A 26,856-nucleotide genomic window follows, 5' to 3' on the forward strand; every position below is an offset into this window, starting at 1 on the left:
TTGCGTATATAATTGGTATCAACTTTTTGTCGGTAAGGTCATCAATCATGAATCAATTAGGTACTGCGCTGTGTAAATCTGCAACAAAAGTCATGCTGTTAGGTGCTGGAGAGTTAGGCAAAGAAGTTGCGATTGAATGTCAACGATTGGGCATCGAAGTTATTGCGGTTGATCGCTATGATAATGCGCCAGCGATGCATATTGCACACCGCAGTTATACGATAAACATGCTTGATGGCGAAGCGCTGAAACAAATAGTCTCACGGGAAAAACCTGATATTATCGTGCCTGAAATTGAAGCAATTGCGACACAGGTATTGATGGAGCTTGAACAGCAAGGACAAAAAGTGGTTCCGTCTGCGAAAGCCATTGTACTTACTATGGATAGAGAAGGGATCCGTCGTTTAGCGGCAGAAGAGTTGAAATTGCCAACATCAGAGTACCAATTTGTAGACAGTAACCCCGATTTTATTGCAGCGGCAGAAAAAATTGGGTTTCCCTGTATTGTTAAGCCTGTGATGAGTTCATCAGGAAAGGGACAAAGTGTGATCCGCTCTCGAGCAGAATTAGATCAGGCTTGGGATTATTCGCAGCAAGGTGGGCGAGCAGGGCAGGGGCGTGTAATTGTTGAAAAAATGGTTAATTTTGATTTTGAAATTACATTGTTAACAGTCAGTGCGGTGGATGGTATTCACTTTTGTGCGCCTATAGGTCACCGACAAGAAAAAGGGGATTACCGTGAGTCTTGGCAGCCGCAGTACATGAGTGAGGCTGCGTTGAAAAAAGCGCAAGACATTGCCAAGAAAATTGTAACCTCTCTAGGAGGTTATGGAATATTTGGTGTTGAATTATTCGTATGTGGTGACGATATCATTTTTAATGAGGTTTCGCCTCGTCCCCATGATACGGGGATGGTGACGCTTATTTCGCAGAGTTTATCTGAATTTGCATTACATGTTCGTGCATTTCTTGGTTTCCCAATTGGCGTGATCCGCCAATATGGGCCGAGTGCTTCAGCGGTTATTTTACCTAATTTACAAAGCCAAAATGTGGTTTTTTCAAATATTGGTGCTGCTTTGGGGTCTGACACCCAATTACGGTTATTTGGTAAACCTGAAATTGCAGGAACTCGTCGGTTAGGTGTGGCTTTGGCGATTGCGGATTCTATTGAAAATGCATTAGATATGGCTAAGAAAACCGCGAATACAGTGTGTGTTTCTGGTTGATCTTGATGAATTTTGCGCTCAATGACTCTAAGTGAGTGAGCGCTTGTATACTTTAATTTTAACTTTGAGATTATCTTCATATAAGACTTTATTTACCTTTATTCCTAGTTTCACTGAAATAGATATCCGCTATCTTTAATTAAGCGAGTATTTAATAGAGCAAAGTTGATGAGCTTAGCGTCTTATCACTTAGTAGGCATAAAAGTAGAATAAGGAAAGTTATGATGATTCATTATGTAGTTGGTTTAATGTCATTAGGATTAATATCTTTTTTATCAACAGCGCAAAATCTTGAACAACAATTCAGTTTATGGGTAGAGAACGAAAAAGATAAAATCGAGTGTTTTGAGCAACAATCTTCATTTAAGTATTGTTTAGGTAAATCATCGAATAAAGGCTTAGCTGTTTTTGACCAAAAAGGACAAGAGATTTACCAACTTTACTATTTTGATAATTGGCCTGATGAAGCGCAAGACGGGGTATATCGAATTCGCAAAGAAAATAAAATTGGTTTTGCAGACGCAATTACTGGGGAAATCGTGGTTGATGCAATTTATGATTGCGCGTATCCCTTTGAAGCAGGGAAAGCGAAAGTCGGTATCGGATGTGAAACGCAAACAGATGGTGAACATAGTTGGTGGGTTGGTGGTAAATGGACAACAATTACACGCCAATAGCACATAGATATTATAAAGCTTTAGATAACCTAACTTTGAGATTTCACGTTATTAGTGAAATTTGTTTACAATAAACTTCATTTTATTCATATGAGTTACATTTTTTAACTTATTGAAAACAAATCAGAATCGTTATGTGGATCACATTTTTGACCTCATATTCCCTTCCTTAAAACCATTTAAAGTAAAAAACAAACCGCTTAATTCTATATGGCACCACTTAGCATAACTTTAGTCATTTGCTGAGTGTAATTTCATACCATATACACCATGGCAGAGCTCAATTTTTTAATTCAATACAGTTCAACCACTGCCAATTAAAAAACCATCAACGATAAATGATAAGCAACGAAAACACAGCGATATCGTTTTTTAAGATGGTTAATACAAAATCAATGGCATGTTCGTTTTACCTCAGAAGGGTGTTCTATGAACAAAAATGGTATTTTAAAGCACATTCCGTGGATGATCCTCGGGATAATCGGTGCAGTCTGTTTAGGGGTTGTTGCACTCAGACGCGGTGAGCACATTAGTGCGCTGTGGATTGTCGTCGCTTCTGTGGCGGTGTATCTCATCGCATATCGTTATTACAGCTTATATATTGCTAAGAAAGTGATGAAGCTGGACGAAACACGTGCGACCCCAGCCGTCATTAATAATGATGGTTTAAACTATGTTCCGACAAATAAAAATGTTCTATTTGGTCACCACTTTGCCGCTATTGCAGGGGCTGGGCCATTAGTCGGACCTGTTCTTGCGGCGCAAGTAGGCTATTTACCCGGTACCTTATGGTTACTAGCTGGGGTTGTGTTAGCCGGTGCGGTGCAAGATTTCATGGTGTTATTTATTTCATCACGCCGTAATGGTGCATCATTAGGGGAAATTGTTAAAGAGGAGCTTGGCCCGATTCCGGGAACGCTGGCGCTCTTTGGGTGCTTCCTAATCATGATCATTATCCTTGCTGTATTAGCATTGATTGTGGTGAAAGCCTTGGCAGAAAGCCCATGGGGTGTCTTTACCGTTGTCTCAACAGTGCCTATCGCATTGTTTATGGGGATATATATGCGATATATCCGGCCGGGGCGCGTAGGTGAAGTTTCTGTTATCGGTATTGTTCTGTTAGTTGCTTCCATTTGGTTTGGTGGTGTGATTGCTCATGACCCATACTGGGGCCCAGCACTGACATTCAAAGACACGACGATCACTTATGCGTTAGTCGGTTATGCGTTTGTTTCAGCATTATTACCTGTATGGTTAATTTTAGCGCCTCGTGACTATTTAGCGACCTTCCTGAAAATTGGGGTTATTGTTGGTTTAGCGATTGGTATCGTTATTCTAAATCCTGAATTAAAAATGCCAGCTGTCACCCAATTTGTTGATGGCTCCGGTCCTGTTTGGAAAGGTACTCTATTCCCATTCTTATTTATTACCATCGCTTGTGGTGCGGTATCCGGTTTCCATGCGCTTATTTCTTCAGGGACAACACCTAAGTTATTAGCAAACGAAAAAGATGCGCGTTACATCGGTTATGGTGCAATGTTAATGGAGTCATTTGTTGCGATTATGGCACTGGTAGCGGCCTCTATTATCGAACCAGGCTTGTATTTTGCAATGAATACACCACCGGCAGCGTTGGGTATTACTATGCCTAACTTACATGAACTGGGTGGTCCAGATGGCGCAGCTATCATGGCTCAGCTCAAAGATGTGTCTGTTCATGCAGCCGCTACAGTGAGTTCATGGGGCTTTGTGATTTCACCTGAGCAAATCATGCAAACAGCGAAAGATATTGGTGAGCCGTCGGTGTTAAACCGTGCAGGTGGTGCACCGACATTAGCGGTAGGTATTGCGTATGTCTTCCATGAAATCATGCCTGCGGCAAATATGGGCTTCTGGTATCACTTTGGTATTCTGTTTGAAGCGCTGTTTATCTTAACCGCATTGGATGCAGGAACCCGTTCTGGCCGCTTTATGCTGCAAGATTTATTAGGTAACTTTGTTCCGTTCTTGAAGAAAACCGATTCACTGGTTGCGGGTATCATCGGTACAGCGGGATGTGTTGGGTTATGGGGTTACTTATTGTATCAAGGCGTTGTTGACCCACTGGGCGGTGTTAAGAGCTTATGGCCTCTGTTCGGTATCTCGAACCAAATGTTAGCAGCGGTTGCTTTAGTCTTAAGTACAGTTGTATTGATTAAGATGAAACGCAGTAAATACATTATGGTGACTGTCTTACCTGCAGTATGGCTATTAATCTGTACAACTTGGGCATTAGGACTGAAATTATTCAGTGATAACCCACAACTGGAAGGGTTCCTATACTTAGCGAAATCTTATAAAGATAAGATTGCGGCAGGTGGTGCAGAGTTAACTGCACAAGAAATTACTAATATGAATCACATTATTATTAATAACTACACCAACGCTGGGCTGAGTATTCTATTCTTAGTGGTTGTTTACGGTATCATTTTCTACGGTATCCGCGTTGGGATGAAAGCACACAAAAACCCAGAGCGTACAGACAAAGAAACACCTTATGTTCCTGTACCTAAAGAGGGCGTGAAAGTTTCATCTTCACATTAAGTCACCCTTCAACGGATTTGAACATCGAAAGGTGCTCAATAAATGAAAGGTCGCCCTACATTATGTGCTCATGATGTAGGGCATTTGTATTGGAGAGGCTGATGTTTGGAAATCTCGGCAAAACAGGAAAATACCTCGGGCAAGCCGCACGTATGTTAATTGGTATTCCTGATTATGATACTTATGTGCAGCATATGAGTGATAACCATCCAGACAAACCTGTGATGACATATAAAGAATTTTTTCGCGAAAGACAAGATGCACGGTATGGTGGTAGTGGTAAAGGCGGATTTCGCTGCTGTTAATCAATGAAGTGTGAGGGCAATAATGAAACCTATTAGCGTAACAATTTTAACCGGTTTTCTCGGTGCAGGTAAAACGACTCTCCTTAGCCATATTCTTCATGCTGAGCATGGCCATAAAATCGCAGTGATTGAAAATGAGTTCGGTGAAGTCCCCATTGATAACGCAATAATTGGTGATCGTGCGACACAAATTACTACATTAAGTAATGGGTGTATTTGTTGTAGCCGTTCGAATGAATTAGAAAATGCCTTATTAGATCTATTAGATGGCCTTGATAGTGGAAAATTAGACTTTGACCGTCTGCTCATTGAATGCACTGGCATGGCAGATCCCGGGCCGATCACTCAAACCTTTTTTTCCCATGAAGTCCTCTGCGAACGTTATGTATTAGATGGGATTATTACCTTAGTGGATGCTGTTCACGCTGATAAACAATTAAATGATTTCGCCATTGCTCAAGCGCAAATTGGCTATGCAGACCGTATTTTATTGACCAAAACCGATATTGAGCCAAATAATGAAGCTTTAATTGAACGTTTACAACGAATTAATGCAAGGGCGCCGATTTACCCCGTCATTCACGGTGATATTGACCTGAGTATGTTATTAGATATCGACGGTTTTTTATTGGATTCACAATTAAATGTTAAACAACCGACATTCCGTTTCGCCCCTAAACAACAAAATGAAGTAGGCTCGATTGTTCTCGAATTTAATTACCCTGTTGAACTGATGGCGGTTTCTCAGGTAATGGAAGAATTATTACTTGGCTTTGCAGATAATTTACTGCGCTATAAAGGGATCCTTTCCATTGTGAATGAGCCAAAACGCTTATTATTCCAAGGTGTTCAGCGTCTTTATAGTGCGGATTGGGATAGAGACTGGGAAGTTGATGAACAACGCCGCAGTGTATTAGTGTTTATTGGTATTGACCTACCAGAAGAGATGATCCGCGAAAAATTCGCAGCCCTAGAAGTTAATTCAAAATAGAACAATTCAAAAAAAAGAATTTCAAAAAAAGAAATTCAAAGTCATTAGCGGCGTAGCAAGGCGGCAAAAGAGCCAACCCCTAGGAGCATACAAAATATGTAACTAGGGTTGGCGAATGTAGCTAACAACACTGCGGCGTTAAGGGCGCGCTTTAGCGGCCATAATTTCAATAATCTGCACGTCAGTATGTCTCATAGAACCCGCAGCTAAAGAACATAAATTGGCAATGGACTGGTCGACATCATCAGAAACAATACCATCCGACCCTCTGACACAGCTATTATCTAATGCCATTAGCACGGCTTTATAAGCGGCACTCGCACTGGTTGACACCTTCATTGCACAACTGTTTGATGCACCATCACAAATCATACCACTAACATCACCAATCATACTGGAAATTGCCATTGCGACGACTTCATAGCGGGATTCTAGTAACCAAGCGATGCCTGCAGCAGCCCCCATAGCTGCTGTTGTCGCAGCACATAGTGCCGATAACGCAGGAAGCTGGTTGTGAATATAAATAGCCATTAAGTGTGACAACATTAAGGCTCGAGCCAGTTGCTCTTCAGAAGATTGCAAATAATCTGCAGTGACAACTACCGGCATGGTTGCTGCAATACCTTGGTTACCTGACCCTGAATTACTCATTGCGGGCAATACAGCCCCTCCCATGCGCGCATCAGAAGCCGCGGAGGTACGGATCATAATTTCTGACATTAAGTCTTTTGAAAGCAAACCACGGTCTCGCTGGGTTTGTAATGTTTTGCCGATATGTAAGCCATAAACATTGCGTAAACCTTCTTGAGATAAGGCTTCGTTTAAATGCGCGGCTTCAAGAATAAAACGAATATCCTCTAAAGGCGCTTCGGTGGCAAATTGATAAACAGATTTAGCAGTGACTGGCGGTAGTGGGATGTCAGCTGCACAGTCAACTGGAGATTCATGGTGAGGTTGAGCCGTTGTGGCATCAAATACGGTGTGATTGTTATGAATAATTTTAACAATATTCGTATGTGACCCCGCAATGATGACGGTTGCGGATTCTGTTTGGGTATATACCGTGGCTTCGGAGTAGATAACATCGTCGCAAGGGTGCTTAATATCAACGGTAATAGCCCCTTGTGCTAACATGGTTTTACTTAATGCAATGGCATCCTCAGATGCTGATTTTAATACTTCTAAACCTGCTTCAGCATCACCGCCAACTGCACCAAGGGCTGCAGCAATGGGTAGACCAACCATTCCTGTTCCGGGTACGGTTACGCCCATACCATTTTTCATGAGGTTAGGGGAAACGAAAGCACAGACTCGGGTCACTTTGCCATTAAGAAATGAAGCCGCTTTGGCGGCTGCATATGCCAATGAAATTGGCTCAGTACAACCTAAGGCAGGCTTTACTTCTTGCTTTACTGCGTTGATAAAATATTGCCAAAGTAGTGGTTGTGATTGAGCATGCATGGCAAGTCCCCTTAATAAAATCTTTTTTGATTTTATTATTTTAAACAACAGTCTGGAGAAAAACTTCACTAAGTTAGGGGATTTAAAGAGAGTGGAGAGAAATATTATCTCTAATTTGAATTATAAAAATGAAAAATTTCTAACTTTGAGCTTAGTCACAAAAGTCCTGCCTATAATATTCGGCAGGACTGAGTGATAACTGAACAGATTAGCTTTCTACATCAAGACGCTTACTTTGCCACTTACGTGAACGCCAGCGCCATGCATTGGTTAAGCCGCGCAACCATTCATCAGCAAAGAAACCTAACCAAATACCTAAGAGGCCCATCTCCATTTTTATGCCTAAGAAGTAGCCTAATGGGATAGCGACGCCCCACATAAAAATAATAGCGGTACACAGAGGAAAGCGAGCATCGCCAGAGGCACGCAAGGCATTTACCATCACGATATTAATTGTTCTGCCGGGCTCTAAGAACACCGAAAGTAAAAATAATGGCAGCAGTACCTTAATAATACCTTGGTCATCAGTAATATTATTTAAGATAGGATCACGGAATAACCAAAAGGCAATAACGACACCAATTGTTACGTAAAAACCCATTTTAAGGCTTTTTACACCGCGCCTAAAGGCATCTTCAAAGCGTTTTGCTCCAACAAGGTGGCCAACCATAATTTCATTACCAATACTGATAGAGATCCCGAACAGCATGATAAACAATGACAATTGGAAATAGAGCGTTTGTGCCGCAAGAGGCGTTTCCCCCATGAGACCGATAAACGCAGATGCGGTCATAAAATGGAGGATCCACACAAGATTTTCCCCCGCAGAGGGTAATCCAATATGTAAAATCTTACCCAACATTTTCCGTGACCAGTGTATTAACATCATTGGGACAAATTTAATTCTCAGCCCATAAAACAGTAGGCAGAAAAGTAAAATAACGGCAACAATACGCCCAACGACTGTTGACCAAGCAACGCCTTCAAGGCCGTATTGTGGTAAGCCGAAGAAACCATAAAGCACAATGATATTACCAAATACTGTAATCACATTAGCGATTAATGTGACCCACATTGCGGGTTGCGCTTTACCATAAACCCGCAAGCATGCCGCTAAAATAATTGAAATCGCTTCAGGGATTAAACAAATCCCTAGAATACGTAAATAAGTATAACCATCAGCCATTAAATGCGATGGCATATTCATAATAGTTAGAATGCTATAGCCAAAAAATAACGCAACTAATGCGCTGGAAAAACCAAGAATAAAGTTAAACGCGATTGAAATATGAATCGCTTGGCTGGCTTTTTCTCGGCGGCCTGCCCCTAGGTATTGGGCTATAACAACGCTACACCCCACACTGATAAAGTTAAAAATAGTGATAAATAGGTCAAACACTTGGTTTCCCACCCCCATAGCAGCAAGGTAGGCTGTAGACACGTGACTAACCATGTAGGTATTAATTAATAATGTGGCCAAATGAAGAAAAATATCGATAAAAATTGGCCAGCTGAGCGAAAAGAGTGACCGCTCAGTCACATCGGATTGATGCATTGAGAACCTTTATATATTCATGAATGATAGGGAAAGCTTTCTGATGGGCTAATTCTACATGGATTTCAACAATGAAAATAGGGTTAAAATGCGTCTGATTTAATTAGGCTAATGTTTTGTTTACTTTTAATTATTCTGTTAAATTCAATTTCGCTATAAATAATTTAATGAGCAACATCAGAACTGTATAGGAGCAAAAATGACAAAAATTAAAGCAGCAATAGTGGGCTACGGTAACATTGGTCGCTATGCACTAGAAGCTGTTCTGGCCGCTGAGGATTTTGAGTTAGTCGGGGTAGTTCGTCGCAATACGCAAGATATTCCTGCTGAGCTTTCTGGATATAAAGTGGTTGATGATATTGAAAAACTTGGGAAAGTTGATGTTGCACTCTTGTGTTCACCAACGCGTGCTATCGGCCCATTAGCAGCTAAAGTTTTGAGCCTCGGTATTAATACTGTTGATAGTTTTGACGTGCATTCAGATATTGTGGCGCTAAAACACAGCTTAGATGACGTTGCGAGACAGCATAATAGCGTGGCGGTTGTTTCTGCCGGATGGGATCCTGGCTCGGATTCGATTATGCGTACATTGATGCTAGCAATGGCACCAAAAGGGGTAACTTATACGAATTTTGGTCCAGGGATGAGTATGGGACACAGTGTGGCCGCTAAAGCTATCAATGGCGTAAAAGATGCCCTTTCTGTCACAATTCCATTAGGAACAGGGGTTCATCGTCGTATGGTTTATGTTGAATTAGACGGTGGCGCTAAGTTCGATGAGGTGGCTCAAGCGATTAAAGCAGACAGCTACTTTTCTTCTGATGAAACACATATTCGTCAGGTGGATAGCATTGATGCATTAAAAGATGTTGGGCACGGTGTGCACATGACTCATAAAGGGGTTTCAGGGGCAACACATAACCAGTTGTTCGAATATTCAATGCGCATTAATAACCCTGCACTGACTTCTCAATTTATGGTTTCTGCCGCACGAGCGACGATGAAACAAGCAGCAGGCGCATATACAGTGATTGAAATTCCACCAGTGAATTTCTTACAAGGTGATTTAGATACGCTGATCGCCAAACTGGTTTAATTAAATTTAATCTATCTGTGGCATGACATTTATTCGTTCATGCCATCTTGTCGATATTTCTTACACTTTACCTCGCTTTGAACCTGCCATTCAGACTTTAGCCACTGTTTATTTTTTGTGTGATCAAGTAGCTTATTAATAAAGTGATATTGGTGAGATGGAGTGAGCTAATGGTAAAACCACCAAGGAATGGGAAAGATAAAAACCAAGGTTTTTTCCCAGAACAATCTTCAGTAAAAAGTGTGAAGGAGAACCCGCATTCTTTCAGTATTATTCGTGCTTTTTCTAAAATAATAAACTACGGTTTTTCATTGTTTTATGTTGGTTTTATTCTATCTGTATGGTTTTTTCCTGAATACTATACGGTAGAAATTATTTATAACCTGACGTTGATCCTGATTTTTGAATTTATTTTAGTTCACTCGGGCGTCTTTATGGCGGTATTTCGTGATTGGCGAGTATTAACGTTATTTGCTCTTTTCTATGGTCTTTTTGCACTGGCCATCAATATGTCAGTATTAGGTGATTCCCCATTAATTTTATATTTATACAGTGCCACTGTTGCCAATCGAATGCTTTTTGGTTTAACCAGCCGAACAGAGCAAGAACGTTCAGAAAATATGGGCTATTCAGCATTAATGGCACTCAATTTTATGTTCTGTATTTTCTCGGTGTTAATTTTATCTTTCCTCGTGCCTTATGGCGGATTAACGCCTGAATATTTAAGATCGATTGACTATTATTCGAGTATTTCTAGCGGTGGTGAATTCCCGGAGAAACCCCATGTGGCTTTTGCCTTTGGCGTGCTCTACTTTGGTATGCCTATATTTATGGCTTGTCTAACACATTTCTTATGCAAAGGGCATTCTATTTACCAGAAAAAGGGAAGTAACTTTCGTGGCTAGAAAGATAAAAAAACGCCTACCGAAGTAGGCGCCTGGTGTTGGCAAAATATAAAGTAAAAAAACTAACGTGTAATTGATTTAAATTTTTGTGTGGTGGCGGTTAATGCCACTTCTGTTGGTAAACGTTCCATTGAGCTGGCACCATAGAAACCATGGCAATCAGGGCAGTTGGCTAAAATATATTCAGCATCTTCAGGGGTGGCTATTGGGCCACCGTGGCACAGAACAATCACATCTTCGCGTACTGATTTTGCCGCTTTTGCCCATTCATTGATTAGTGGAACGCAATCTTTGAGCGTCAGGGCGGTTTCTGCTCCAATATTCCCCCCAGTCGTTAGCCCCATATGTGGCACAATAATGTCGGCACCAGCTTTAGTCATCGCAATGGCATCTTCAGCGCTAAAAACGTAAGGCGTAGTGAGCAAATCTTTCTCATGAGCGAGACGGATCATCTCAACTTCTAACCCATAGCCCATTCCTGTTTCTTCTAAATTGGCGCGGAAATTGCCATCAATTAAGCCGACGGTAGGGAAATTTTGTACTCCTGCAAAACCTGTTGCTTTGATATCATCAAGGAATTTATCGAATTGGCAGAATGGGTCTGTTCCATTCACACCCGCAAGGACAGGAGTATGTTTTACTACGGGTAAAACCTCTTTTGCCATATCCATAACGATTTCATTCGCATTGCCATAGGCTAATAAGCCTGCAAGTGAACCTCTACCTGCCATGCGGTAACGGCCTGAGTTATAGATAACGATTAAATCGATACCGCCCGCTTCTTCACATTTAGCAGATAGCCCTGTTCCTGCGCCACCACCGATGATTGGTTCTCCCCGAGCAATCATGTCTCTAAATTTTTTTAATAAATCTGCGCGGTTATGTTTCATAGTTAACCTCTATTATTTGTTCAAAATTTCCTGGTGAAGCTGAATAACCTGGTCACAAAACTCTGTGGAGTTAATATGATAAGGACTCAAAATAAGTTGTCTTTTCTCTGTTATTATTAAATTTGCTGTTAAAGCATCAATGAAGGCTTGATCTGCGATAGGATCCCAAAATGGAGCACCATCAACATCTAATGCTGAAAAGCCTGCTGTTGGGATGATAAAGCGCACTTCACCATTACAACGATTTAATTTTTCTGCAATCCAACGACCCATTTGCTGATTTTCTTCTTTGGTCGTTCTCATTAAAGTGACTTGAGCATTGTGATGATAAAATAAGCGATTTTGGTAGTGCTCGGGCACAGTCGAAGGGCGGCCGAAATTCACCATATCGAGAGCTCCACAAGACATCACGCAAGGGGTTTGAGTGCGTTCAATGGCACCAAAACGGTCTTCATCACACGCTAATACCCCACCAAATAAATAATCACATACTTCGGTGGTTGTAATATCTAAAACAGAATGTAATAACTGGCTATCAATCAGTTTTTCCATGGCTTTGCCACCACTGCCTGTCGCATGGAAGACTAGACAGTCATATTGCGCCTCTAACTCTGTTGTGAGCTGCTGTACGCATGGGGTCGTTACTCCGAACATGGTTAGTGCAATTGCTGGTTTTAAGTCATGCGGTTGTTCTTCGTCGTCAAACCAAACAGCTCCTGCTATTTGATTAGCAGCATTTTTTAATACTTTGCGGGAAATGATATTCAAACCTGATACATCAGTGACGGAGTACATCATCGAAATATCACTCGCGCCGATATAACCAGAAATATCCCCTGATGCCATTGTGGAAACCATTAATTTTGGAATACCTACGGGCAATACTTGCATGGCGGGTGTAATGAGTGCGGTTCCACCCGAACCACCTAAACCAAGAATAGCGGCAACATCTGTTTGTGCGGCAAGATAAAGGCTGAAAGCCTGTGCCATAGCTTCAATGGCTTTACCGCGGTCACCACAGAAAACGGCCTCAGTACCAAGTGGATGAAAACTTGCGACAGTGTGTGCGCTGATATCTGCGTTTTTTTCTAATTGCGTTGGTTGTGTTGTCAGGTCAACAGTACGTACCGCCAATCCGGCGTTTTTGATTAATTCACTAACATAAAATAGTTCAGCACTTTTAGTGTCAAGCGTCGTTACAATATAAATAAAACCCGGATGTTTTTTCATATACAAACCCTTTCAGAGTAAAACGAGCGTTGAATTTTTCATCATAATGAGACTATAGTATCATTGCGGTTGATTGTAAAATGAGATTGTAGTCTCATTTTTGGTTTATTATGACGTTATTGACTGCTAATGTTTTTATCCTATTGATAAAATAGTATAAATTATTATTTATAGACCTGAGCTATTTTGAGTATATTTGGATATTTAAAAGATATAATTGTGATTGTTATGATTTTTGCTATTACTTTTAAATCACCTTTATGAATAATTTCTTTAAATCATCAACCAAGTGCATTTACCTATTCACACTTATATGTTTTCATGAGCTCTAACTCATTTTATAGTAAGTGACAGTATTTTAAGGATAAATTAATGTCTAAAACTAATTCACATTCAGAATACAAAGGGACACGAAAACGAACCTATGTATTGTTGATTAAGACGGCTTTAGATTTATTTGAAAAAGGGGCGATGCCTTCTGTTTCTGAGTTGGCACTTGAGGCGGGAGTTTCTCGTGCGACAGCTTATCGTTATTTTCCGACACAAGCCGATTTAATTACCGCAACGGTTAATGAAAGTTTAGGTCCTATTTTAACTTGGCGCCCGCAAAGTGAGCAAACCGAAGAGCGTATTGACGAGCTATTAACCTATGCTTTTCCACGTATGTTTGAACATGAAGGTGTTTTACGAGCCGCGCTGCAAGTATCATTACAGCAGTGGGCACAGGGGCGAGCAGCTCCACAAAGCATTAAAGATAAGCGTCTAGAACGCGGTAATCGTAAAGAAATTCTTGCAATGGTCACATCGCCAATGAAATCAGAATATCCGCAAGAAATTATTGATAAAGTGATTCGTGCTTTTTCTGTTATTTATGGTTCTGAAATATTTTTAGTACTAAAAGATATTTGGAAAATGGATGATGCACAAGTAACACAATTAGCACAATGGATGTCCAAAGCGGTTATGAACCAAGCTCATGCTGATAACATAAAGAGAAGGAAATAAATTTTTCACTGTACCGTGTCAATCTAAGTTAAAAAGATTTTTTCAGACCAAGTTAAAATAATAAGATCAAAACCTAATAAATAGATAAATGTTGGTGGATATCACTAGGGTGATAAATAAATAAAAACTAAAGCTATATGGCTTAAATAATATGATATAAATTAGGGATATAAAAAGACTTAATGGTTAATACCATATGAAGAAATTATTAAAAATGATAGGTGGGATTTCCATCTGTGCTTTAATCGGTGGCGGGCTTACTTACCTAGGAGTTCCCCTTGCATTGATGTTTGGCCCGATCATTGCCATTATCATTTTTCATCGTTTTGGTATTTCCTTCGCAATTCCTAAACACACCATTAGTTTTGTTCAAGTCACGTTGGGAACCTCTGTGGGCTTGATGTTCAATCAAGTATCTCTTAATGAAGCGGACAATTTATTTCTTTTATTATTGATGTTGGTTGTTTGTTTGGCTGTGCAATTTTCGTTTAGTTTTTTTTGGTTTTACCGGAAAGTCGGTTGGACAAAACAAGAAGCGATGCTTGGCTCTGTGCCCGGTGCTATGGCAGCTATTCTGGCATTAACTGACCATACTCATACCCCACCTCAGAAAATTGTTATTTCCCATACAATTCGCTTAATTATTCTTATTTTATTAGCAGGAATTGTTGTGGGGAGCGATGGAGATCCTCAACCGATAATAGAATTTCCAGAATTGACATTAGTTGCAACGGGATGGCTAGTGCTCATTATTGCAGTTGGGGTAATTTCAGGGGCAATATTACAGCGTTTAAAAGTCCCCGCACCTTTTATGTTAACGTCATTAGCGGCAGCAACTCTCATTCAAGGTTGGGCGGATATCCCATTAAATTTCCCGTTGATGTTGACTGAACTCAGTATGGTATTAATTGGGATGAACATTGGTAACCATTTCATTGTGTTTCCACTTTCATCGTTAATTAAAAATATATACTCTTCGGCCCAAGTTGTGGTGGTTAATATCGTGCTGACTTTTCTTATCACGGTATTTGCCTCTTGGATTACAGGCTATGATATTTCGGTACTATTGTTAGCGTGGGCTCCGGGGAGTATGGAAGCGATGACATTCGCCGCAATCACCATGAATTTAGACGCGGGCTTTGTTATGTCAAACCATATTATCAGGATGGTAATTATTCAAAGTATTCCATCGATAGCGTTGTTTTGGCAAGAAAGAAGGCAAAAAAGAAATAGTCATTTAAAGTAAAGAAAGAAAACATGCAGGCGATATTTGGCATGTTTTCTTGATAGGCTTTTTTCATCTGCTTATTTGACGTAAGCAAAGAGGCCTAGTGAATCGCGAGCAAGAGACTGGCATTTAAACTCGGTGGTGAGTGGTATCCCTTTTAGATCACTATAACTTTCTTTGTTAAGAACGGTCATTTTTTCCGCATTATAGTTACTAAGATCCCATTTGTTACTTTTCGCAAAGTAAACAATAGCACGTTCAATTTCTCTATCTGGGATTTGTGAATACCCGCAATCATATTTTAGATAAATAAAAACGGCCGTGAGATCAGCAAGATCTTCAGCTTCGTTGGTGGAAAGAGCTCTGGCAGAATTGGTTATCCCTAACAGAGTCATTAAGCATGACATCAATATAAATTTGCGCATTCGTTATTCTATCTGTTTTCTATGTCAAGTTACGTTAGCATAAGAATAGAATTGTTAGTCAACTATATTTTTCTTAAATCCATGTAATAAACCCACATTTATGGAGTGGTTTTATTGACCTTCCTGTAAGGGGAAGCTTTATCATACCGTCATTAAACCATGTTTTGCTTCGAAAGTGTAATTTGTCATAAATCACACCACTGATGATTATCGATTTGATAAATAAAAGGAAGGTTATCAATGCTACGTCGCGATTTTCTTAAATTAAGTGCTATCACATATGCTGCAAGTGCGCTGCCTATTTGGAGCCGCATCGCGGTCGCAGCGGGAAATTATCCAACATTAGCGATCCCCCCCTTATTGGAGCCTGATGCGCAAGGTAACATTCAGTTGGTTATCCAGAAGGGCGTTTCACAATTTGTTCCTGGAAAGCAAACGACAACATGGGGTTATAACGGCAATTTATTAGGCCCTGCAATTAGCTTGAAAAATGGACAGAATGTTAATATCAATATTGTTAACCAACTGGCAGAAGACACGACAGTTCATTGGCATGGTTTAGAGATTTCAGGTGAGCAAGATGGCGGCCCTCAAGCGATAATCCAACCAGATACAAGCCGTAAAGTGAATTTTACGGTAAATCAAAGCGAAGCGACATGTTGGTTCCATCCTCATACTCATGGAAAAACCGGCTACCAAGTGGCGATGGGGTTAGCTGGTCTTGTATTAATTAAAGATGATGACAGCACAAAACACGGCTTACCAAGCGATTGGGGTGTTGATGATATTCCTGTCATTTTGCAAGACAAACGCTTAAAAGATGATGGGCAAATTGATTACCAGCTTGATGTGATGAGTGCGGCTGTGGGGTGGTTCGGTGACATCATGCTAACGAATGGTGCTGTTTATCCTAAACATGTTGCCCCGAAAGGTTGGCTGCGCTTAAGGTTATTGAATGGCTGTAATGCTAGAAGTTTAAATATTTCCACCAGTGATGGACGTAAAATGTATGTCGTTGCGAGTGATGGTGGTTTATTAGCCGAGCCGATTGCGGTAACAGAATTACCTATCTTGATGGGAGAGCGTTTTGAAGTATTAATTGATGCCTCCGATGGTCGTGCATTCGATTTGGTAACTCTACCTGTCGGGCAAATGGGTATGACGATCGCACCATTTGACCAGCCTTTGCCAGTACTGCGTATTGAAACAACGTTGACGAAGGGAGAAGGTGACTTACCATCAACACTTGCAGCAATGTCTGCTATTCCTTCTCTTGCTGGCTTAAATCGCCGTCGTTTCCACTTAATGATGGATATGCGTTTGGACATGCAAGGCATGATGATGTTACGTGAAAAATATGGTGACCAGGCCATGGGTAACATGGGCGGTCATGGTGCAATGATGGGGAATATGAACCACGGTAACATGAATGCAGGTAATATGAACCATGGAAATATGAATCATGGAAATATGAATGGCAAAATGGGAAGTGGCGGCCACTGTGGTACAGGTTCTGATGGTTTGGATATTCATAATGCGAATACTATTAATGGGCAAGTTTTCTCAATGACGCATCCTGCATTCAATGCCCCTATGAATCAGCAAGAAATTTGGGTCGTTTCAGGGCGTGGCGATATGATGTTGCACCCATTCCACGTCCATGGCACACGTTTTCGTATCCTAAAAGAAAACGGCCAAGCCGTAGCGCCTCATCGTCAAGGGTGGAAAGATATTGTTAAAGTGGAAGGGCAGGTGAGTGAAATTTTAGTCGAGTTTAAACACCCTGCAACTCAACAGCACCCTTATATGGCCCATTGCCATCTTTTGGAGCATGAAGATACAGGAATGATGTTGGGCTTCACTGTCAGTTAACAGCAATATTTATTTTCAGAGAAAATGCAGTGTGAAATTTTAGCACTGTATTTTCCTTTATTAGTATATGCGTGCTGCCTATGTTAAAATTACGTGCTTTCCATTCCCATAGATGCGTAATAGAAGATGAAACATACCCTTGAAGTGATGATCTCTGAAGAAGAGATTGCTCAACGAATTAGTGAATTAGCTGATAAAATTAGTGCTCATTATCAAAAGCTTGATGGTGAATTAGTCCTTGTTGGCTTGCTGAAAGGTTCATTTATTTTTATGGCTGATTTATGCCGTAAGATTGATGTTCCTCATGAAGTCGATTTTATGACTGTTTCAAGTTATGGCAATGCGATGACATCGAGCCGTGATGTTAAAATTGTCAAAGATTTGGACGAAGATATCCGTGATAAACACGTATTAATCGTCGAAGATATTATCGACTCTGGTAATACTTTAAATAAAGTTCGTGAAATTTTCGAATTACGTGGCCCTAAATCTGTCGCTATTTGTACATTACTGGATAAACCTTCACGTCGCGAAGTGCAGGTTCCTGTTGAGTGGATTGGTTATTCTATTGAAGACAAATTTGTGGTGGGTTACGGTATCGACTACGCTCAACAATATCGTCATCTGCCTTATATTGGTCATGTAACGTTACTTGAAGAATAATATTTGGTGACCTTATAAAGAAGAGCCGCGTTTAGCGGTCCTTCTTGTTGTCACCACACATAATAGGTTTAGCAGTGTGCTGAGCGCCACAGTAGGGCGTTTTTCTATTATTCGTAAGTCACTTCTACTTCCATCGTCGCATTGGCTTTACCTGGAAGAATCGTTTTTTCCATTTGTATATAATACGAGTTAAAGTATATCGATAGTTTTCCGTCAACATTTGACGGGGAAACCAAAGTGCCTCGGCCACCTATTCCCATCCTATACCACAACGTTCGGTCATTACTGTATTCTATTCTTATTCCAACACCTCTGGCTCTATCAGAAGAGTTATCTATATCTAGAACTGTGTTAGAACCTGAATATTGACGTCCTTGAAGAGCAATATTAATTTTAGTGTCTTTATCGCAATCAAAATCAATCTGCCATCTCACATCTTTGCTTTGCGTGTTGACACCACTGCCAAAGCCGGACTGACCAATAGTATAATCACCAAGATGAACATTTTGTATTCTTGATGATTGGACGGAGCAGGTATTAGAAGACACTCGCCCTGTAATATTAAAAATGGCATCGTAACCAAATGATTTAACAGAAAAAAATAAAATCATTGTTACAAGGCAATGAATTGTATATTGAATTTTTTTATTCATTGCTTCCCCTTAATTATTTCGTACAACGAATGTAATAGAGGCATTTGCCGTACCTGGTGTTGCGCTATTTGCTAATTGCTTATAGCGTGCGCGCAATTGAACTGTATTAGTTCCTGAAGTTGTCCCTGCCGCACTAATTAAGGTGCTGACTTCATTTGCATTTTTTGCTTCCCAACGTTTGCGCTCGGGTGAATAAGCTTCAACTTGAATTGCCATTCCGCTCGCTGAACCTTCAGTCTGATCCAACTCAAATAGCTTTCTATCTAGTGCAGCAGGAGTTCCTTCTAAGGCGCCACTCACTTGTCGATTTACTGTTGAACAATTAAAAACCAAATCAAATTCCACCCAATCCGTCACTGAGTTACGAGGGAAGTTGCTTCCATCACCTTCTAAAAACCACATTCCTAAATCAACACCTTGCGCAGCAGAAGATATGCTACACGTTTCACCTTTAATCGAACCTGTGAAATTCACCTTGATATAGGCATCCACAGCCATCACATTCATTGGCATTAGAGATATAAAAAACAGTACAAATAGATTTAAATTATGTTTCATAAATAATGACCCTTGATTATTTATACACAAGGGTAACCGTAACCTGTGCATTACCATGAGTTGCCTTCACTTCATTTGATGTTTTGACATATCTGAATTCAAATGTTTTTGTGACAATGGGGCTCAGACTTGCTTTATCCAGCAAGGAATAGACATAATTGTTGGATAAGGTACGGTCTCCTCCTAATTTCAATGGGGAAGATTGACCCGCTTCGTATACTCGCACCGCAAACCCAGGGTTTTCGCTTTCATTTTCTAAATAAATAATATCTGTATTTATATTACTTGGATGCAAGTTATCAGCTACGGTGTAGGCTACAGACATGATGGCAGGGCAGTTAATCGTAATCGACTGTTGAGCATGGCCAAAGGTATCTCCTATATTTAACGAGCGAACTTTAGCGATGTCATGGACGCCGAGGTCGACCGATTGTCGAACTGATGAAACTGCACAAGTGCGTTGTGCCCATGAAATCAATGTTGATGCAGGCAATATTTCCCCTACTGATGAGACCCAATTCATATCACCACTGCATTGCACTTTGACTGGATTAAAATGTGTAACAGCTTTATCCGTTCCTTCAATATCTCCTTGAACGGTTTTGACATACATCATTCGTGTTTCAAGTTGTAGCGATGATGAGCCATCAATGGCACTAATTTCGCTATTATTTCCTGTTAATGGATACCATTGGCTCGTTCCTTTTTGCCTTAATGCCATGACATAACCCACGCCATTAATGCCAGTGCTAAAAACGGGGTAACTCCCTGATCCATCATTAATCACCATTCCTACGGGTTGGCTATTTACTTGAGGAGTAAAATTAAAGTTTCCCGGCCCTTCAGCAACACATAATTCTTGATTCCCTGTAGATTCAAATTGCTTCCAGCCATTACCCAATATCGCTTCACGGGGAAGTTTATGAGCTGCCGTATCAATTTCTAAATCCCCTAAATTGATACGAAACTGCCCGACACTGAGCGCGTTAAATGAAAACAAGGTAATACCAACCAAAGCAATAATTTGTTTTATATTCATATTCAAAACCTATTTTATTGGCAGTTGACGGGCAATATGGGTAAATGATGCTTCAAGTGTTCAGCGGTTAATTTATATTCGGCAACACACTGATCTTCTTGGTTTTTACCCCATTTAATTTGTAGCCGCCCTTGCTCTGGCATCCCACTGAGATACACATCACCATTATCACCGACAATACCTGAGCTCATATTTTGGTCATCACTTTGAGCGAATTGGGCCATTGCACCGAAAGGCACTGGTTTTCCATTATGAGTAACATTAAATAATAATCGGTAACCGACATGAGTTTGGTAGCTTGCCAAAATTGCGGCGCCTTTTGTTGGTACCGCATTAACTGTATTGGTTTTTAATTCAACATTTTCAGGTAAAGAGTCAATGTTGAGGGATATTTCATTTTTAGTATAAGGATTGAGATAAGGCACAATGGCGTAACCTCGAGAATCGGTTGAAATATTAGCTCGATTTAAAACTTGCACATTTTCCGCCCCCGGAGCTCGAATAATCGCGAAAGAATCATAGATAGGCTGGGCTAAAGTGATACCATATGGATGAGCAACAATCGCCCCTGTTAAACCATAGTTTGCTCGCTGTGAATATCTATCATAGCCATAGGCCGCATTAGCAACACCGTAACTTCCTCGATAAGATGCCGAGGCATTTCCACTACCACGAGTTTCTTTATTTCCATATGACTGCTGAACAGCGTAATTAATATTATTTTTTTCGCCAAGAGTACCACTTACTCCCATCATTGCGTCTGCATTGCCGCTGTTATCCGCTGTAATACTACTATTTATCGATGTGTAATTGCCGGATGTATTATTAAGTGGAATAGAAACTGAAAAAGAGAAGTAATTATCAGCTTTACGTTGATAAGCACTATCAGAATAACTGTAATTAAAGTTATAAGTGATCCCATCAAAGCTTTTGTTATAACCTGCATTTAATGAGCGTTCTTTACCCGAACGGTTCCAATAATCTTGCTGATAACTAGAAAAATAAATATTACCGAATTCATTTAGTGACTGATTTAGTGAGATTTGAAAGCGATTTTTTTTATTATCGCGATATATTTTAGGTTGATTACTGTTAGCTTCACTGAATGAATAAAAACCTTCCGTTGAGTAACGATAGTTAGCTAAAGTTACAGATGTACCAGTCGAGGTCACGTTTTTGGAGTATTGAAAACGATATGACTGCCCACTGTCGGTATCTTCTTTCCCTAATAAATTTTGGCTATTTGCTTGTGTAACATCAGCCGATAGTGCTCCCAAACTACCTAAATTAATTCCCATTCCTATCGCATAAGATTGGTAATTTTTTGATATTAAAGTTCCAACATACCCAGTAATACCTTTTGGTAACCCATAAATAAAAGTACTTTGCAGGAAATCAGGTTCTACTTCACCGGATGCATTAGATTTATATTTTCCCCCCGTTAATGAATACTTGAGTTGCCCTTCTCGCTGCATAATAGCAATTGATGAGAACGGAACAGTAAATGAGCGTTCAGTACCATCCGCTTCCTTAATTATAACGGTTAAGTCACCGCTAGTCCCTGTTGGGTATAAATCATTAATTTCAAATGCACCTGGAGAGACATAGGATTGATAAATAACATAGTTATTTTGTTTAATCGTAACTTCTGCGTTACTTTGAGCTATTCCCCTAATAATGGGAGCAAAACCTCTCATTGAACTAGGTAGCATGGATTCATCACTTTGTAATTGAATACCACGGAATTGAAAACCATCAAAAATCTCACTTGGTGTCGCTGTGTCACCAATCACTAATTGAGATTTTAAGAAATTAATCCCTCTTTCTAAGCTAGTCTCAATGTTTTTCCATTCGCGTTCTCCACTATTATCCGTATAAGTCGAATAGTTTTTTAAACGCCATGGGCCTAGATTTCCAGTGCTACGAAGGTTGAAATAATGAGAGTTTGTATCTTTGGCGTTATTACGACTCCAATTGTTTGAACCACTATAATAATAATTTAAGATTAAAGCAGGAACACCATTTTCCCATTGACTAGCGGGAGCAGTACCTAATGCTTGTTTATTCATAGCAATTTGAGGTATTGAGATATTCAGCTTCTGTTGATTCAATTCAAGCGTAGATTTTGCCTCGGGTATATATTCGCCTATTGGGCCTATATATTGCCCAGCAGAAAGTGCAGCCAATGCTGGAATAGAATTAACTTTAACTCCCCAAAGTGCTAATTCTTCTTTTGTTATGCGTGGAATTAATTGGCTTGATTTATCATCCTTAACAAATTCGATAACCTTAGAATCCATTAAAATACCATTTACGATAATATCGACATGATATTCTCCCGCTAACTGGCCTCCAGGGTTAGCAAACTGGTCTAAATTAGGTAGATCTGCAATATTTTGGCCATCAATGACGCTGAGTGAGCTAGGACTAAAATAATCTTCCGCAGATACATGACTAATGCTTATTCCAGCCAAAATTATTGCAGTTACTACCTGACATATTTTTTTTAATCGAAAATAAGTTACCCCATTATGCAAATCGGTTATCGCGTCATAATGACGATTTAATGGATGTTGCTTTCTTGAAATGCAGCGCATAATGAATGTTCTTCCAACTGATTATTTTAATGTCTGAGTTTTCGCTTTCGTTATCGTTCCATAGTCATTAATTGCACTCCAAGTAACTTGGTTTGCTTGAGTTCCCGAAATATTCCATGACGCTTCGCCCAGAGGAGGGACCATGCCTGGTTCTGCAATTTCTTTATTACCAACCTTCAACTCCCCGAATGAAACATAATAAGGCGTTGGATTATTTGCTTTTAAATAGTTTCCTTGTTTTTTAAAGGTTAATTTTTCATACGCAATTAATGCTTCTGCTGTTGGTAAATCTGCAGGGCGATAAAATAATTTAATCTTGTTATTAATTGAAATCGTTAAATTATTTGTTGCATTTGGGTCTGATGGTGGAATTGATTTAACATTTAGCCAATAAACTGATTCTTTATCAGAGGGTAACTGAGAATCTGTTAAAACAATTCGAATAGCATTGGCTGATTCAGGTTCAATGCGAAAAAGTGGAGGAGTTACAGTAAACGGTACTTTTTGCTTATCATTATTATTAAAATTATTGACCCAAGATTGTACAAGATAAGGTGTTTTGTCATCATTTCTCACTGAAATTGAAGCTTCTTTCTTATTGCCTTCATAAATAACACGAGTGCCACCTAAAATAACACTGGCGTTTGCATTAAGAGTCGTCATAAATAAAAGCGCTAATGAAATGAGATGCTTTTTCAAAATTTTCCCCTATAAAAAGAGGGAACGAATGTTCCCTTAATTCAGTGAACTATTGGTTATATTGAATAGTGACAGTAACGTCAGCGTTTGCTTTACCAGCAGTAACTTCATTTGCGGTTGTAACGTAACGCGCATAATATGTTTTTTCGCCACTATTACCTTTCAAATCAATACCATCAGCTTCTGTGTCTGGAGTATAGAAATTTGTTCCGTTAACATCACCAGAAATACCAATACCAACACCTTCAGCCTCATTGACAGCATATAATTGGTTGTTATCTGGGTGTGCGGTTCCTCCGAAGGTGACGCGAGCACGTGCTAATGTTGCAGGGCAGCCACTCAAGCCTATTGTTAAAGGAACTACATCAGTTAATTCACCGACTTTATCGAAGGTGTTAGTCATCCAAGTGCCAAGTTGCACTACACCTTCATTTTTGTTTGTATTATTAACTTCAATAGTACAAGTCGTATCAATAAATTGACCTTTGAAATTTATGGTGCCTTTAGCATTACCGCTATCAATTGCAGCATGTGCCACACTTGATAATGAAACCATAATAATTGATGCCATTAATACTGACTTTTTAAAAATCATAGGAACCTCTTATCTATCTAGTAAAGAATCATTAATTATATTCAGGTTAGATGACTAAGTTATTTTTTAATAACTATTATCCCATATATTTCACACATCAAAATTATATTAGTGTTTTTAAAGTAAATCCATTAAACGAGTAATTTTAAGTATTTTACTTAGATTGCGATGTTTAACTTTGAAATAACGCTTTTAAGTTAATAATATAGATGAATAATCCAATAAACTGACATTTTCTTAACTGTTAACGATAACAATCATATTAAAATTAAATTTAAATATTATTTAAGTAACTGTAACATTGTATTTCGTTTGAAATATAATTTAACGGATATATGCAGGCCAATATTCTTATTATACGAGATGCGTGGTATTAAAAATCTCCAAAGTTGGTATTTAAGGTATTTAAAGCTTATTTGCTGTAGGGGAAATGTGAAAACTCATAAGATATGATCTGGCAGTGCTATAAAATCATCTTTTTATTTTTACCTTTTCAGGTAAATAAAATGAATGATAAGACCATGAATTTTAATTTTTTCAACAAGAAACTATTTATGGTTTAAATTAAAGGGGTAGTAAACTCTCTTTAATATATAATTTTTTATTAAATTTACTTTAGTTTTGATTTTTTATCGAGAATATTCTTTGCTTGATTAAGTGATTTTACTTAAAAATAAAAGGCCATATCTAATTAGCTGAATGACAACGATAGATATGACCTTTTTATTATTTATAATCTAGGCTAAATTAACTGCGTAACCCTCTACCTTGTTCAATCAAATACCAAGTTAGTAAATAAAAAACTATCAAGAAAATCATCAGTACACCAAGAGTAATTGCGATTGATACATCTGCAATACCTAGGAATCCATATCTAAATCCACTAATCATATACACGATAGGGTTTAATTTAGATATAGCCTGCCAAACTGGCGGTAATAAGGATAGCGAATAAAAGACACCACCTAAATAAGTTAACGGTGTTAGGACAAAAGTAGGAACGATACTGATATCATCAAACGTCTTAGCAAAAATTGCATTTAATAGCCCAGCAAGTGAAAATACAATAGCGGTTAGCAACAAGGTTACTACAACCATAACCCATGAATGGACTTGTAGTGGAATAAAAAATAGTGACACTAACGTGACTAAAAAACCAACTAGGATCCCACGAGCAACACCTCCACCAACAAAACCAGCAATAATTATGTGTGTTGGAACAGGTGCAACCAGTAACTCTTCAATATTCTTTTGAAATTTAGAACCAAAAAATGAAGAGCAGACATTAGAGTAAGAGTTAGTGATAACTGCCATCATGATTAACCCCGGAACTATAAATTGCATATAGTCCACACCACCCATATCACCAATTCTTGAGCCAATTAAATTACCAAAAATGACAAAGTATAGTGACATTGTAATGACTGGTGGTAATAAGGTTTGTACCCAGATACGACCAAATCGAGTGACTTCTTTTATCCAAATAGTTTTTAATGCTACCCAGTACAATGAGATCATTTTACAATCTCCTTCTCGGCCGCATGGCTTTCTTTTTTGACTAAATTAACAAATAACTCTTCCAAACGGTTCGCTTTATTACGCATACTTAAAATTTGTACACCTTGCTCGCTGAATTGGCTAAAAACACTATTTAGGCCTTGCTCTCTTTTTACATCCACTTCAAGTGTTGATGTGTCTATCAAACGAGATTCATACCCTAATAATTGAGGAACAGGACTTTTGGGCATTAGATCAAAAATAAAAGTTTCTGATTCTAGTTGGCTAAGTAGTTGTTTCATACTTGTATTTTCAACTAGCTCACCATGTTGAATAATACCAATATTACGGCACAGCATTTCAGCTTCTTCTAAATAGTGAGTTGTTAAAATGATTGTCGTCCCTTGAGCGTTTAGATTCTTCAAAAATGTCCACATAGAACGACGTAACTCGATATCCACTCCTGCTGTTGGCTCATCGAGTATTAATAATTTTGGTTGGTGCATTAAAGCACGAGCAATCATTAAACGGCGTTTCATTCCACCTGATAGATTGCGGGCACGCTCATTGCGTTTTTCCCATAAATCAAGTTGAGTCAGATACTGTTCGGCACGTTCTACAGCAACTGAACGAGTGACTCCATAGTAACCCGCTTGGTTAAGGACGATTTGTAGTACTGTCTCAAAAGGGTTGAAATTGAATTCTTGAGGCACTAAACCAAGTTGTTGTTTTGCTTGTACAACTTGCTTTTCTAAATCATAACCAAAAACTTTTACACTCCCACTCGTTTTATTCACTAATGAGCTGATAATCCCGATTGTAGTTGATTTACCTGCACCATTTGGTCCTAGCAAAGCATAAAAATCGCCATTTTCAACGCTTAAGTCGATTCCTCGCAAGGCTCTTACACCACCGGGGTAGGTTTTGGTTAACTGCGATAATTCAAGTGCATATGTCATATGTAAAAAAAACCTTTATTCTTAAGATAGTTTGGCGGCAATATATCCTAATGATGCCACTTTTTTCTGTCCTATGTTATGCAGAAAAGAGATAATTAATTTATCTAAGATAATTCAATATGTTACTAATTTAGGGTTGTTTTGTCT

General features: G+C 39.3%; 24 protein-coding genes. 11 read left to right on the forward strand and 13 right to left on the reverse strand.

Annotation, left to right across the window (positions count from 1 at the left end; all coding sequences use genetic code 11):
• Positions 1-47: 47 nt before the first annotated feature.
• From purT to yjiA, 5 genes are all read left to right on the forward strand, one after another.
• Complete coding sequence (purT, locus tag M1F17_RS05185; protein ID WP_004260593.1) at positions 48-1,226, forward strand: formate-dependent phosphoribosylglycinamide formyltransferase; 1,179 nt, start codon at positions 48-50, stop codon at positions 1,224-1,226.
• 221 nt (positions 1,227-1,447) lie between these two features.
• A complete protein-coding gene (locus tag M1F17_RS05190; protein WP_004260591.1) occupies positions 1,448-1,903 on the forward strand; it encodes a hypothetical protein in 456 nt (151 codons plus the stop codon).
• 429 nt (positions 1,904-2,332) lie between these two features.
• Positions 2,333-4,486 carry a carbon starvation CstA family protein gene (locus tag M1F17_RS05195; protein ID WP_004260588.1) on the forward strand — a complete coding sequence of 718 codons (2,154 nt, stop codon included), beginning with the start codon at positions 2,333-2,335 and terminating at the stop codon, positions 4,484-4,486.
• Between the two features lie 101 nt (positions 4,487-4,587).
• Positions 4,588-4,791: a YbdD/YjiX family protein gene (locus M1F17_RS05200; RefSeq protein WP_004260586.1), complete on the forward strand. Its 204-nt coding sequence runs from the start codon at positions 4,588-4,590 to the stop codon at positions 4,789-4,791.
• 22 nt (positions 4,792-4,813) lie between these two features.
• On the forward strand, positions 4,814-5,782 hold the full coding sequence (gene yjiA, locus M1F17_RS05205) for a GTPase (RefSeq protein WP_094960941.1): 969 nt from the start codon (positions 4,814-4,816) through the stop codon (positions 5,780-5,782).
• A 138-nt stretch (positions 5,783-5,920) separates the two neighbouring features.
• Here the strand turns inward: yjiA and M1F17_RS05210 are convergent, their stop codons facing one another.
• Positions 5,921-7,243, reverse strand: a complete 1,323-nt coding sequence (locus tag M1F17_RS05210) for a serine dehydratase subunit alpha family protein (RefSeq protein ID WP_004260581.1) — start codon at positions 7,241-7,243, stop codon at positions 5,921-5,923.
• A gap of 208 nt (positions 7,244-7,451) precedes the next feature.
• Positions 7,452-8,798, reverse strand: coding sequence for an MATE family efflux transporter (locus tag M1F17_RS05215; RefSeq protein WP_144140768.1), 1,347 nt, complete (start codon positions 8,796-8,798; stop codon positions 7,452-7,454).
• Between the two features lie 199 nt (positions 8,799-8,997).
• On the opposite strand from M1F17_RS05215, the gene M1F17_RS05220 reads away from it, so the two are divergent.
• Both M1F17_RS05220 and M1F17_RS05225 read left to right on the forward strand, forming a co-directional pair.
• On the forward strand, positions 8,998-9,894 hold the full coding sequence (locus tag M1F17_RS05220; RefSeq protein ID WP_144140766.1) for a diaminopimelate dehydrogenase: 897 nt from the start codon (positions 8,998-9,000) through the stop codon (positions 9,892-9,894).
• A gap of 170 nt (positions 9,895-10,064) precedes the next feature.
• Positions 10,065-10,799 carry a hypothetical protein gene (locus M1F17_RS05225; RefSeq protein ID WP_004260570.1) on the forward strand — a complete coding sequence of 245 codons (735 nt, stop codon included), beginning with the start codon at positions 10,065-10,067 and terminating at the stop codon, positions 10,797-10,799.
• A 62-nt stretch (positions 10,800-10,861) separates the two neighbouring features.
• Here the strand turns inward: M1F17_RS05225 and M1F17_RS05230 are convergent, their stop codons facing one another.
• Complete coding sequence (locus M1F17_RS05230; protein ID WP_004260569.1) at positions 10,862-11,689, reverse strand: phosphoenolpyruvate hydrolase family protein; 828 nt, start codon at positions 11,687-11,689, stop codon at positions 10,862-10,864.
• 12 nt (positions 11,690-11,701) lie between these two features.
• Positions 11,702-12,919: a Tm-1-like ATP-binding domain-containing protein gene (locus M1F17_RS05235; protein ID WP_110592268.1), complete on the reverse strand. Its 1,218-nt coding sequence runs from the start codon at positions 12,917-12,919 to the stop codon at positions 11,702-11,704.
• A gap of 372 nt (positions 12,920-13,291) precedes the next feature.
• Between M1F17_RS05235 and M1F17_RS05240 the strand changes: the two genes are divergently transcribed.
• Together M1F17_RS05240 and M1F17_RS05245 are read left to right on the forward strand one after the other, a co-directional pair.
• A complete protein-coding gene (locus M1F17_RS05240) occupies positions 13,292-13,924 on the forward strand; it encodes a TetR/AcrR family transcriptional regulator (RefSeq protein WP_004260563.1) in 633 nt (210 codons plus the stop codon).
• Between the two features lie 196 nt (positions 13,925-14,120).
• Positions 14,121-15,170 (forward strand): AbrB family transcriptional regulator, encoded by a 1,050-nt coding sequence (locus tag M1F17_RS05245; protein ID WP_164455187.1) that lies wholly within the window; start codon positions 14,121-14,123, stop codon positions 15,168-15,170.
• A gap of 59 nt (positions 15,171-15,229) precedes the next feature.
• On the opposite strand, the gene M1F17_RS05250 is transcribed toward M1F17_RS05245, so the two are convergent.
• Positions 15,230-15,577, reverse strand: a complete 348-nt coding sequence (locus M1F17_RS05250) for a YacC family pilotin-like protein (RefSeq protein WP_004913725.1) — start codon at positions 15,575-15,577, stop codon at positions 15,230-15,232.
• A 240-nt stretch (positions 15,578-15,817) separates the two neighbouring features.
• On the opposite strand from M1F17_RS05250, the gene cueO reads away from it, so the two are divergent.
• Together cueO and hpt are read left to right on the forward strand one after the other, a co-directional pair.
• A complete protein-coding gene (gene cueO / locus M1F17_RS05255; RefSeq protein WP_164455189.1) occupies positions 15,818-17,449 on the forward strand; it encodes a multicopper oxidase CueO in 1,632 nt (543 codons plus the stop codon).
• Between the two features lie 126 nt (positions 17,450-17,575).
• Complete coding sequence (hpt, locus tag M1F17_RS05260; RefSeq protein ID WP_004260548.1) at positions 17,576-18,112, forward strand: hypoxanthine phosphoribosyltransferase; 537 nt, start codon at positions 17,576-17,578, stop codon at positions 18,110-18,112.
• A gap of 107 nt (positions 18,113-18,219) precedes the next feature.
• Here the strand turns inward: hpt and M1F17_RS05265 are convergent, their stop codons facing one another.
• The 8 genes from M1F17_RS05265 to M1F17_RS05300 form a co-directional block, all read right to left on the reverse strand.
• The gene (locus M1F17_RS05265; RefSeq protein ID WP_180312403.1) at positions 18,220-18,765 is read right to left on the reverse strand and encodes a fimbrial protein; all 546 of its coding nucleotides are present in this window, start codon (positions 18,763-18,765) and stop codon (positions 18,220-18,222) included.
• 9 nt (positions 18,766-18,774) lie between these two features.
• Positions 18,775-19,323: a fimbrial protein gene (locus tag M1F17_RS05270; protein ID WP_165119655.1), complete on the reverse strand. Its 549-nt coding sequence runs from the start codon at positions 19,321-19,323 to the stop codon at positions 18,775-18,777.
• Positions 19,324-19,339: 16 nt separating this feature from the next.
• Positions 19,340-20,362, reverse strand: coding sequence for a fimbrial protein (locus M1F17_RS05275; protein WP_004260537.1), 1,023 nt, complete (start codon positions 20,360-20,362; stop codon positions 19,340-19,342).
• Positions 20,363-20,376: 14 nt separating this feature from the next.
• On the reverse strand, positions 20,377-22,959 hold the full coding sequence (locus M1F17_RS05280; protein ID WP_318837281.1) for a fimbria/pilus outer membrane usher protein: 2,583 nt from the start codon (positions 22,957-22,959) through the stop codon (positions 20,377-20,379).
• Between the two features lie 21 nt (positions 22,960-22,980).
• Entirely contained in the window at positions 22,981-23,658 is a 678-nt protein-coding gene (locus tag M1F17_RS05285) for a molecular chaperone (RefSeq protein ID WP_197739528.1), read from the reverse strand.
• A 49-nt stretch (positions 23,659-23,707) separates the two neighbouring features.
• Entirely contained in the window at positions 23,708-24,253 is a 546-nt protein-coding gene (locus M1F17_RS05290; RefSeq protein WP_318837282.1) for a fimbrial protein, read from the reverse strand.
• A 747-nt stretch (positions 24,254-25,000) separates the two neighbouring features.
• Positions 25,001-25,771, reverse strand: coding sequence for an ABC transporter permease (locus M1F17_RS05295; RefSeq protein ID WP_004260522.1), 771 nt, complete (start codon positions 25,769-25,771; stop codon positions 25,001-25,003).
• Entirely contained in the window at positions 25,768-26,709 is a 942-nt protein-coding gene (locus M1F17_RS05300; protein ID WP_318837283.1) for an ABC transporter ATP-binding protein, read from the reverse strand. Before M1F17_RS05300 ends, M1F17_RS05295 begins: the two co-directional genes overlap by 4 nt.
• Between the last annotated feature and the right edge of the window lie 147 nt (positions 26,710-26,856).

The organism is Providencia sp. PROV073, assembly GCF_033688125.1.
GTDB classification, from domain to species: Bacteria; Pseudomonadota; Gammaproteobacteria; order Enterobacterales; family Enterobacteriaceae; genus Providencia; species Providencia hangzhouensis.